This is a genomic window from Corynebacterium glucuronolyticum DSM 44120 (assembly GCF_030440595.1).
GTDB classification, from domain to species: domain Bacteria; phylum Actinomycetota; class Actinomycetes; order Mycobacteriales; family Mycobacteriaceae; genus Corynebacterium; species Corynebacterium glucuronolyticum.
Genome location: NZ_CP047452.1, coordinates 1752073 through 1763457, shown reverse-complemented (window position 1 = coordinate 1763457; position 11385 = coordinate 1752073). Strand labels below are relative to the sequence as shown.

The 11385-nt window shown below is 56.0% G+C and carries 8 protein-coding genes; 6 read left to right on the top strand and 2 right to left on the bottom strand.

Going from position 1 to position 11385, the window contains the following annotated elements:
- Positions 1-356 precede the first annotated feature (356 nt).
- Together mtr and CGLUCO_RS07795 are read right to left on the bottom strand one after the other, a co-directional pair.
- A complete protein-coding gene (mtr, locus tag CGLUCO_RS07800) occupies positions 357-1739 on the bottom strand; it encodes a mycothione reductase (RefSeq protein ID WP_005395658.1) in 1383 nt (460 codons plus the stop codon).
- A 527-nt stretch (positions 1740-2266) separates the two neighbouring features.
- Positions 2267-3328, bottom strand: a complete 1062-nt coding sequence (locus CGLUCO_RS07795; RefSeq protein WP_231286042.1) for an alpha/beta hydrolase — start codon at positions 3326-3328, stop codon at positions 2267-2269.
- A 597-nt stretch (positions 3329-3925) separates the two neighbouring features.
- Between CGLUCO_RS07795 and mqo the strand changes: the two genes are divergently transcribed.
- The 6 genes from mqo (at position 3926) to CGLUCO_RS07765 (ending at position 11380) form a co-directional block, all read left to right on the top strand.
- Complete coding sequence (gene mqo, locus CGLUCO_RS07790; RefSeq protein WP_034989515.1) at positions 3926-5425, top strand: malate dehydrogenase (quinone); 1500 nt, start codon at positions 3926-3928, stop codon at positions 5423-5425.
- A gap of 5 nt (positions 5426-5430) precedes the next feature.
- Entirely contained in the window at positions 5431-6696 is a 1266-nt protein-coding gene (locus CGLUCO_RS07785) for a magnesium chelatase ATPase subunit I (protein ID WP_005389635.1), read from the top strand.
- A 4-nt stretch (positions 6697-6700) separates the two neighbouring features.
- The gene (locus CGLUCO_RS07780) at positions 6701-7459 is read left to right on the top strand and encodes a VWA domain-containing protein (RefSeq protein WP_005389636.1); all 759 of its coding nucleotides are present in this window, start codon (positions 6701-6703) and stop codon (positions 7457-7459) included.
- 616 nt (positions 7460-8075) lie between these two features.
- Complete coding sequence (locus CGLUCO_RS07775) at positions 8076-8981, top strand: VOC family protein (protein ID WP_232621833.1); 906 nt, start codon at positions 8076-8078, stop codon at positions 8979-8981.
- A 69-nt stretch (positions 8982-9050) separates the two neighbouring features.
- The gene (cobO, locus tag CGLUCO_RS07770; protein WP_070739183.1) at positions 9051-9659 is read left to right on the top strand and encodes a cob(I)yrinic acid a,c-diamide adenosyltransferase; all 609 of its coding nucleotides are present in this window, start codon (positions 9051-9053) and stop codon (positions 9657-9659) included.
- Positions 9653-11380 carry a cobyrinic acid a,c-diamide synthase CobB gene (locus CGLUCO_RS07765; protein WP_084037019.1) on the top strand — a complete coding sequence of 576 codons (1728 nt, stop codon included), beginning with the start codon at positions 9653-9655 and terminating at the stop codon, positions 11378-11380. Before cobO ends, CGLUCO_RS07765 begins: the two co-directional genes overlap by 7 nt.
- Positions 11381-11385 lie beyond the last annotated feature (5 nt).

Below are 11385 nucleotides of genomic sequence, written 5' to 3'. Positions count from 1 at the left end.
CAACAAGAAAAAGCAATATGAAAGTGGCACAGCCGCACCCTTGTCCGCCCCGCGAAGGTGCGGAGGGGTGCGGCGTGTGCGAGATCGCAGCGAGTCCGGAATGGACTCCCGCAATGCCAAGAAAAGTCACTCGAAGAAGAGGCAGCAAGAGAAATCTGGTACTTCGGCTCGAACGCGATGCGTGAGAATTCAGGAGCAACCGCACATTCGCACCGTCTCGCTACGTACCGCGAGCCCGTCTTGCAGGGCAGTCCTGCGAGTTCACATGGCAGCAGTTGTCTATCGTCATGCTTACGATCTCAGGATCTCACGTTCTCAGGATCTCACGTTCTCAGGATCGTTCGAGAGGGCGATTATTAGTCGAGACCGAGCAGAGCATTCTCAATGACTTCCGGGAGGGCGGGATGAATCCAGTATTGCTTGGTTGCCAGATCTCGGTACCCAATACCCCAAACCATCGCGGTAATCAGTTGCTGGATGAGGGTTGTGGCCTGGGGGCCGATAATATGCGCGCCGAGCAGCTTGCCAGTGGCGGAATCACCGATGAGCTTTACAATGCCGGTGGAATCTTCCATTGCCCAGCCGAAGGCGACATCGCCGTAGTTTTGAATTTTCACGGTTACGGAGCCCGATTTTTCGCGTGCTTCCTCCTCTGTAAGCCCAACGGTTGCGATTTGCGGGTGAGTAAAGATTCCTGCTGGGACATAATCGTGAGGAAGTGTGATGAGGTTATCTGGGTTCAGCACATTGTTTGCTACTGCACGGGCCTCGGCATTGGCGACGTGCTTGAGCTGGAACGTGTTGCAGGCATCTCCCAGCGCCCACACGCCCTCGCAGGAGGTGCGGCCAAACTCGTCAACGGTGATGAGGCCACGGTCATGGGCGATACCTGAGGCCTCGAGATTGAGGAGATCTCCGTTGGGAATTCGACCGGTCGCAGCCAGAAAGATATCCGCAGTAACACGTGAAGAATCATCCAGTACCGCTGTGACCTGACCGTTTTCCTCTGTCGTTAGAGAATCAATTTCGTGGCCGAGGTGTAAGTCCCAACGCGTTACGGCGATCTCGTTGAACCGCTGGCGGATGTCCGCGTCGAGCGTCTTGAGCAACTCACCTGAGCGGTTAATGATGCTGACCTTCGTACCCAGTGCTGAAAAAACGTGCGCAAACTCGGCGGCGATAACACCGCCACCTTGAATAATCATGGATGAGGGGAGTTCCTCAAGCCGCATAATGTCTTTGTTTGTGTAGTAACGAACCCCAGAGTCCTTGACCACATCAAGGACATTGGTTCGAGCGCCCGTGGCCAGGATGATGGTGTCACCTGAAATTTCCCACTTTGTATCGCCTTGCCCCGTCGACAGAGTTTTCGGTCCGATGAACCGGGCGTGTTTGTCGAAAACCGTGATATTTGGAGTTTCGTCGCCACGTCGGTACTTCTCTCCACCCTCGGCTATCGGATCAATGCGTTTGCCAAAAATGCGATTCTGAAGCTCGTTCCAGTCGATACCCTCGTAAGAGGTACGAAGGCTGAGGGAAGACGAATCCGCCGCTTCGAAGGCGCGGTCGGCGGCATAGACAAACATTTTGGTGGGAATGCAGCCAACATTGAGGCAGGTGCCACCGAACCGATCTTCTTCGACGATGGCTATCGACATGTCATCGAAGCGCTCGTCTGGGATCATATTTCCGCTGCCGGTACCGACGATGATGAGGTCAAAGTGGGCTGAATGAGCCATGAGAAATCGTTGCTCTTTCTTTGCTCTAAAAGGTCATGAACAATTCGCAGGATATGTGACGGAACCTGCGTAGCGCGCCGGGAGACAACACGTGCCTGCGCCTCGCGCCCGGTCTGTCGCATAGCGCATGCCTCTAGTCTACGAGAAATCGGTGTTGTGGCTCGCAGAGTGAAATCAGCTAGCCAGGCCCGTGGGCGATGAACGTGCGCACATGCCTAGAAAGAACGCGTGGGAGGAAGCAGAAAAGAGAAGGTTCATTGGCTTTCCCGCAGGATTTCCCTCACCCGCATCCGTATACAACGTCCGAAAACGGCTGCCGTTTGCGGCAGCTGCGGATGGCAACCGTAAATTACGCCCGTAAACGTTAGCCGTAAAATGCACCCAAACTGCAGCTGGCATTCTCTGGAGCTTCGAAGCATCTACACTCCTATCTTCTAGTCATGCGTGGCGACCCCGGCATACGCGGGTCGGTGCGGTTGGGAGGCTCAGGTGGGAAGAAGAGCCACGGCCTGTAAGAAGCAGGCAGACTAATGACTAACCGGAGCGATAGTGGTTAACCACTCGGCGGTGACCTCGAAAGCTTGCTTGCGTGGAGTCGGGAGCGAGAGAAAGACATCGTGACGGGCGCTTTCAATCGCACGAAGGTCGACGGCTGATCCCAGTTTCGGAGACCAGGTAGCGACGTGTTCAACGTCGATGACGGCATCGGCTGTGTCAGTTGCAGCAGAATAGGGCTTATTTAGCCACGATTTTGTCGAGCTAAGCGCCAGGATAGGGACATCGCACTGAATCTTTCCCTCGTGAATGAGGTTTTGGTAGTGCATGACCGTGTTAAGGAAACCCCAGTACACAGGGTGGCCATGGACAGGCTTCATTTCCTCATTGAAATCCCACTCACCGTGGTAATTCTTGCTCAGGGACTCACCGTATGCAGAAAGATTGCCACCCTTGACCTCAGATTTAGGGTTAACGCGGGACATGATCCCGCCGAGAACTTTCGCCCCAGCCACCACAACGGGGTTGTACTGCATGTCCAGCCACGGACTGTTAAGAATGAGGCCGGCGATCGTTGTGGTCAGCGGGTTGCCATCTGCAGCAGTGTTGCGGAGGTGGTTGAGCCAAAGAGGCAGGATGAGGCCACCCGTTGAGTGTCCCATAGGGACAAGAACGTCGTGCTTGCTCGCTATAAGCGTTGCCGCTATGGAGAGTTCTTCAAAGTGGTAGGCCAGATCCGACACGTAATGCCAGGACTGTCCTGGGCGGTGAGAGCGTCCACACTTGCGCAGATCGAGGGCATAGAAGGCATAGCCTCGAGAGGTGAAGAACGTCGCCTCGTGTTTTTGAAAGAAATAATCAGACAGGCCATGGACGTAGAGGAGTGCTGGTCTCTCGTAGTAATCCTCTGGAGACAGGCCCTCAGGAAGATAGCGCACAAGAGTCGCGATGAGGTCTCCTTCGCCGTCAGGATCCGCGCTCAAGGGGATAGTCATTTGTGTAAACCCATCACCCAGCATGTCCTTTTCCCAGGAGGATTCTTGTGCGAAGGCAGTTACGAGTGCGTCTGGTACGTTCCGGCTATCACCTGTCATGCAAGCAAGCATATTATATGCGGTTTCTTCTGGGGCAGTGTGGTAGCGACATAACGGGAAATGGTGTTAGGGGGTGCCGGTAGCGGTGGGGCGGTGCATCGGTGGTGTCTGCGTGGTGGAGGTTTGTCTCATGGGATGAAAATTTCCTGCGTATGTGTTAAGTCATGGTCGCCGAGGGGCCTAAAAGTGAGGTACGCTACGTCGGTTGTATTCCCGTGAGTTCATTCACCTATTTACACCCAATTAGGGGCATGAACCTGGTGTTTTGGGTGAGTTAGCTCCACAATGAGGCTCGAGAAGTGCAACTCGGGGGTAGGATTTGAAGCAACCGAAAGTGCATGCGCAAGCACCCCTCCGGTTGTGCCGAGGGGAAAGACCGAGCAAGCGATGCTACGTAGACATGGCATAGTGGATGTGTCGTAGGTTGTGGTCCAGCGCGGGTTTTCTCCGCGTGACTATCAGCCTGCTCGTTTTTCTGCATGCCACGATCTCTACGAGGATCCTTGCTCCGCCGGCTGCGGGCAGCACGTAGCTTTGTCGCGTGCTTTTCGTTAGCGTGCGTTGACCGTAAACATAGTGCAGGAAGTGGTTCACAAGTTGTTAGGTAACAATCTCCCCAAGAAAGTTAGCGACGAGGTGGATGTAGTCCTCATCGGCGGAGGTATCATGAGCGCCACTTTGGGTGCCATGATCAAAGCCCTCGAGCCGGAGTGGACGCAGCTCGTCTTTGAGCGCCTGGATGCGCCCGCACAGGAATCCTCGTCCCCGTGGAATAACGCCGGCACCGGCCACTCCGCGCTGTGCGAGCTTAACTACACCCCCGAGGTAAACGGCCGCATCGACGTTAAGAAGGCCGTCAATATTAACGAGAAGTTCCAGCAGTCGCGCCAGTTCTGGTCTCACCAGGTTGAGACCGGTGTGCTGAAGGATCCGAGCGGATTCATCAACCCGGTTCCTCACGTTTCCTTCGGCCAGGGGCAGGAGCAGGTCAACTTCCTCCGTAAGCGGTACGAGACGCTTGTCAAGCACCCGCTCTTCCCGGGAATGCAGTTCTCTGATGACAAAGAAGTCTTCAGCGAGAAGCTGCCGCTCATGGCTAAGGGCAGGAACTTCAACCACGAGCCTGTAGCGATTAGCTGGACTAAGGCCGGCACCGATATCAACTACGGCAACCTAACCAAGCAGTTCCTCAATCACTCGGTGGAACAGGGCACAGAGATCCGGTACGGCCATGAGGTTTTTGATCTCCGTAAGGATGGCACGGGTTGGAAGGTGTACGTCAAGAACGTACACACCGGTGACCAGAAGTGCGTTCATGCCCACTTTGTGTTTGTCGGTGCCGGTGGCTACGCGCTACCGCTTCTTATGAAGTCCGGCATTCCGGAGATCCGCGGTTTTGGTGGTTTCCCTGTCGGTGGCCAGTGGCTGCGGTGCACGAACCCCGAGATTGTTGAGCAGCATGAAGCTAAGGTATACGGCAAGGCAAAGATCGGTGCGCCTCCGATGTCCGTTCCGCACCTCGACACCCGCGTCATCGACGGTGAGCGCAGTCTTCTCTTCGGGCCGTATGCAGGTTGGACACCGAAGTTCCTGAAGAAGGGATCTTGGTTGGATCTGCCTAAGTCCTTCCGCCCGACGAACCTCTTCTCCATGCTGTCTGTGGGCTTCCAGGAGATGCCTCTGACGAAGTACCTGATTGAGGAAGTTCTCAAAGATCAGGATGACCGAATTGAGGCACTGCGGGAGTACATGCCGACAGCTCAGGCTGAGGATTGGGAACTGGTCGAGGCCGGCCAGCGTGTGCAGGTCATCGCCCCGGTTGTCGGCCCGAGCTTCGGTAAGCTGCAGTTCGGTACGCAACTGATCTACCACTCCGATGGTACGATTGCTGGTGTTTTGGGTGCATCCCCGGGTGCGTCCATCACCCCGTCCATCATGATTGAACTGTTGGAGCACTGCTTCGGCGATCACATGATTGAGTGGGGTGACAAGATCAAGGAAATGATCCCGTCCTACGGCATCCGTTTGACAAACAATGTTGACCTGTTCAACGAGCAGTGGGAAAGGACACAGAAGACTCTCGAACTGGAGGACTAGTCCTAATGGCCAACACCCCCTATCCGTTTACTGCAGTTGTTGGTCAAGATCAGCTCAAGCTAGCGCTCATCTTGACCGCAATTAGCCCTCGGATTGGGGGTGTTGTTGTGCGTGGGGAGAAAGGCACTGCCAAGACGACGACGGCACGAGGATTTGCTGCACTCATGCCACAGGGCCAGTTAGTTAATCTGCCGCTTGGTGCCACGGAAGATCGGGTCGTGGGTTCCCTCGACTTGGAAAAAGTTCTCACAACTGGTCAGGCCGAGTTTCGTCCGGGCCTGCTCAGCGAGGCGAATGGGGGGATTCTTTACGTAGACGAAGTTAACCTCCTCAGTGATCACCTGGTTGACGTCCTGCTGGATGCTGCAGCCACCGGACGAGTCACCGTTGAAAGGGATTCCATTTCTCACACGGAAGAAGCACGGTTCGTGCTCGTCGGCACAATGAACCCGGAGGAAGGGGAGTTACGTCCCCAGCTTCTGGACAGGTTCGGACTCGCCGTGGATGTTGTCGCCTCCCACGATGTGGCCCAGCGTGTTGGCGTAATCCAGCGACGCATGGCGTTCGAAGCAGATCCGGAAGCATTTGTGGCGAAGTTTGCAGAACCCGAAGCTGCAGTGGAGCGCGCACTCGTGCGGGCACAGGAAATTGTCCAGAGCCTGACTTTGAGTGCTACGAACTTGAAGCGGATAGCGACGGTATGTGCGGGCTTTGACGTCGACGGGATGCGTGCTGATTTGGTCATCGCTCGCGCAGCTGCAGCACACGCAGCATGGCGGTTGGCTACAGCCAGCGATGCTGACGGCAGCGACAATCTCATTGCGGAAGTTACGGATACGGATATCCGAGCCGCCGCCGAACTTGCGCTTCCCCATAGGATGAGGCGAAATCCATTCGATAGCCCCGAACTAGACCAGGATCGCTTGGACGAGTTGATGAATGAGCCACTGCCAGAAGACGACCCGGAGCCAGATCCTGAGGAAGAGGATGGAGATCCGGGACGCTCCGATTCTGGCGAAGGCGACGGGGATGCGGCCGACGATAGTGAGTCCCACGGTAACGATGAAAATACGACTGAAAGTGATTCCGGCAATCGGGAGCAGCAGTCTCCGGCCACACCCGCGCCGGACCGAGAGACTTCTGCCACCGCAGAGCCGTCCTCTTCTACTGGAGGGGTAACGGATGCAGAGCCTGCCCGCCAGCCGAACGGTGCCGCGCCGGTGGCCAAGAAGGAGGATCGCGCCGTTCAAGGCGCTCCCTTTCGTTCCTAGACTGGTGTCCAAGACAGGAGTAGGAGAGGGCGGCCCCCTCGGCCGTCGTTCCCGCTCGTATTCTCGCCGTGGTGAGGCGGTTCGCCCCGCTTCCCCCGGGCGAGGACACGGCATTCACCTTCTCGGGACGCTTCTCGCAGCAGCCGAGCGCGGGGCCACAGTCGATAGTCGCGGGATCGAATTTGAGCCTCGGGATCTGCGCGGGGCGATCAGGCTCGGTACAGAGGCGAATCTCGTTGTGTTCGTGGTTGATGCGTCTGGCTCAGTGGCTGCAAAGGATCGACTGAAAGCGGTTACTGGCGCGTGCATTTCGATCCTTCAGGATGCGTATCGGCGAAGGGATCGTGTGGCCGTTATCAGCGTCCGGGGAAAGAAAGCGACAGTGCTTGTGCCTCCAACTCGGTCGGTAGATATTGCGGTGAGTCGTCTTTCTCAGGCCAGAGTAGGTGGGAAGACTCCGTTGGCTTCTGGCTTGGAAGAGACGTACAAGCTCATTGACCGTGAGGTATTTAAGTCGTCGGGCTTGCGCTCGATAGCTGTTGTTCTCACGGATGGCCGTGCAACTGACGGGCTCAAACGGGTTAACGAGGTAGCAGGTGCACTTGCCTCCCGCAAGGATGTGGGCTGTGTTGTCATTGACTGCGAGGCTGGTCGTGGTCGGGTGCGTCTGAATCTCGCAGCTGATGTTGCCCGTGCACTGGGGGCTCCCGTCTTGTCAATCTCGGATTTCAAGGAAGCTGGGGCAAAAAGCTTATCCGTCTAGCTTTAATGTGACTAAAGTCACATTCGGGGGGACGGGGAATTTCGGGGGTCCCCCCGGGGGGAGTGAAACTATTCACAGCTTTCGTTTCGCCCGGGAAGAAAAAAATACTTTCGGCTAAAACGTAATACGTATTTGTTGTGTTCATAATGTTTTTAGGTACCGAAGTGTAGGAACAGGGTTAAGTTGTAGAACAAAAGAAATCGGAAAATGAGAAATTCATTAAAGCTTCTCACTGTCGCTCTTAAGGTTTCGAAACGGTTAAAACCGCAGTGAATGGACATATTTGTGACGCTCGGAGCTAGGTAAATCTGAGATAATCTGATAAAGTAACCAGCGAGGCTAAGGATTCGATCAGGATAGCCCGTGAAGTACCGGTGATTTTTGTCGGACCCATGTGCTGCGCGCGGATCATGAATTCACGCTCGAAGTGGACAGAGTGCGTATCGGTTGTTCTAAGAATCTCTCAGCTGGGTAGCAAAGTTTTCCCACGATGGACGTGCACAGTGCGAGTTGACAATAAATGCACTTGTGTACTGAGCGTTCTTACCGAACCGAAGGTTGACGCTTTTACCGTGGTACAAAAGTAGGTGGATAAGGGTAAGGAAAGGGAGGTAGCGTGAGTTTCATAGTCCCCGTCATGCGATTTGGCGACGAACTTGATGAGGCCGTCGCTTTCTATTCTGAGGCGTTTGATGATGCAACCGTCGAGAAGCTGTATCACTACCCAGATAATCCCGAGACATGCGAGCTTCTCCGCTCGCACCCTGAGGTTACAGGTCGCACCCTCGGTGCGAAGATGATGTTTGGGAATTCGCAGGTTTTCTTTATCCATGCTCCGTTCTCAGTCGACGAGGACGAGTCCATCTCCCTTATTGCTAACTTCGCTGGAATCAACGACCCGGAGATCTGCGACCGCGCGCAAAAGGTGTGGGACGCTCTCTGCGAGGGCGGAGAAATTATAGTCGAGTTCGAATCTTTCCCCGGCGGGCGTTCCGCCGGAATCGTCCGCGATCGCTTCGGCGTGACATGGGAAATCATGAACACCATTCCCGACGGAAAGAAGCGCCAATTCCTCGTTCCGTCTGTAGCTTTCGGCGGGAAATATCAAAATCAAGCGTCGGATGCCGTTGATTTTTACTCACAGGTCTTCCCCGACCATATCGTTGATGAGACGTTCAATTACCCGGAGGGTGACGGACTCGTAACAGAAAAGTCCGTACTGTTTTGTGCCATGCAGGTAAGTGGCCAGTGTTTCGTTTTCCAGGATGCAGGTGTGCCGACCGAGCCATCGAGCCGTCGCTCCACTGTGTTTGCTATTTTCTGCGAAAATCAGGCGGAGATTGACGAGTTGTGGAAGGAGCTTGCAGCAAACGACACTCCGTTCGGTTTCCCCGGTGTGTGCACGGATAAGTTCGGTCTCAACTGGATGATTGTCCCCGAACATGCAGCTTCTCTAGCACAGGATGGACCTACCATCGACAAGCTCTGGCACATGGAGAAGATTGATACCACCCAGCTGTAGCCGAACATATTGCAGCCGGAGGTTACGCATGCGTAGCTGGTAATTCATCGGACGGACTACCATAGACGTATGCCTAAAGGACACGTTGATTCACACGCTCTACCTGATGACGGCCTAACCACAAGGCAGCGCCGTCTACTTCCCGTCACCGCAGTTTTCACCGGTGATGGGAAGGGGAAGTCTACCGCAGCGTTTGGTATGGCCATGCGCGCCTACAACCAGCATTTTTCCATTGGGATTTTTCAGTTTGTGAAGTCACCCAAATGGAAAGTGGGTGAGGAGGCCGTATTCACGACCCTCGCCGGCGTGGAGGGCGCGCCAACTGTTGAGTGGCACAAGATGGGGCAGGGGTGGAGCTGGATCAAGAAGCGGGCGGACGGGGAGGATCCTGCACAGGCCGCAGCTCAAGGGTGGGAGGAAGTTAAGCGCCGTTTGCAGGCCGAACAACATGATTTCTATCTATTGGATGAGTTCACCTACCCGATTGAGTGGGGGTGGATCGACATTGATGATGTCTGCGAAACGCTGCGCAACCGCCCCGGCACACAGCATGTGGTGATGACCGGCAGGCGTGCTCATCCGGAGCTCATCGAGGTTGCAGACTTGGTGACAGAGATGCGCAAAATCAAGCACCCGATGGACGAGGGGCGTAAAGGACAGAAAGGCATAGAGTGGTAGCCCCTACCACTGCTCCCGCTGCCGCCGGTGTTGTTATAGCAGGTGCTGGTAGCGGGACGGGGAAGACGACCGTTGCCACGGGCCTGATGGCTGCTCTGTCTCGCAGCTACCGCGTTGCACCTTTTAAAGTCGGTCCAGATTTCATCGACCCCTCTTACCATGCACTGGCAACGGGCCGTCCGGGGCGAAACCTCGATTCTTTCATGTGTGGGAAGGATCTCATCGGCCCCTTGTATGCCCACGGTTGTCAGGGAGCTGACGTCGCTGTCGTCGAGGGGGTCATGGGGCTTTTCGACGGTCGAATCACCTCCGATGCCGATGGTGCCCGGTGGGCACCAGGATCGACGGCGGAGATCGCAGGACTTCTTGGTTTACCTGTCATCGTCGTCCTCAACGCTCGTGGGATCAGTGCAACTGCGGGTGCTCTCGCCCATGGTCTGGCCTCATACAACTCCGATGTAAACGTGGCTGGCGTGATTCTTAACCAGGTAGGCAGTCCGCGCCACGCCGAAGCATGCACACGTGCGATCGAAGGTTGTGGGATCCCCGTCGTCGGCGCAATTCCGCGGGTCGCAGATGTCGAGGTTCCTTCGCGCCACCTCGGACTGGTGACAGCAGCAGAGCAGGGTGATAGCGCGCTCGCTGTAGTAGAGCACATGGCTGATCTCGTCGCGCAGCACGTCGATACAGAGGACATTCTTCGTCTGGCTTCCACCACCTACGTCGGTCCAGCATGGAACCCGCAGGGTGCAGTGGAGGGAACACCAGTGGTTGTTGAGTCGGCGAAGCGGTCTGAACCTGCCGGGTGCTCGTCCTCGTCCTCCCATCATGGCAGAAGTCCACGCATCGCCCTCGCTGGTGGGCCCGCTTTCACCTTTGTTTACGCGGAACTACCTGAGATATTACAGGCCTGTGGGGCTGACGTTATCGGGTTTGATCCGCTTACTGATTCGCTTCCTACGTGCGATGGCCTCATCATCCCTGGAGGTTTCCCGGAGGAGCATCTGGAACCACTGACGCGCAATCAGACGTTGTTGCATGAGATTCGGCATGCTGCCGCCAATGGGATGCCCATTTATGCTGAGTGTGCCGGGCTCCTCGTGCTGTGCGGTAACCTCGATGGTGCGCCGATGGCCGGAGTCGTGCCACGGGATGCATCTATGTCCGGTCGCCTCACGCTGGGGTACCGGGAGGCTACGGCACGTGCAGACAGCGTTCTGTTCCGTGCAGGGGACACAGTCCGCGGGCACGAGTTCCATCACACCACCCTCGCCCCACCAGAACCGAAACCTGTTCAGGCGGAGGCGAACTCTCCCCAGTCAGAAATGAACGCTCCCCAGGCAGAGACACAGCCAGCCCAAGAATTGGTGAGTTCTCAGATTGCCACAGGCTTGGGCATGTCGGTGAATTCTGACGAATGCCACCACTCGGTGACAGCACAGCAGACCCCTGGTGGACCTGCATCTATGCACGCCCCCGAACTCGGCGAGGATGCTGTGGGAGCGAGCGCCGTCGGCCGTGTAGAGACAACCACGGGTGTGGAGCCAGAGCCTGACTCGGCGTGGCGCTGGCTGGGGTGGAAAGGAAAAGAGTGCGCCGAGGGATTTGTCACATCCAACGTGCACGCAAGCTACCTGCATATGCACCCGGCCGCTATTGCTACCAACATTGCTACCTTCGTTGCGGCGTGCAGCCGTTTCGGACACAGAAATGAAAGCTAATATAC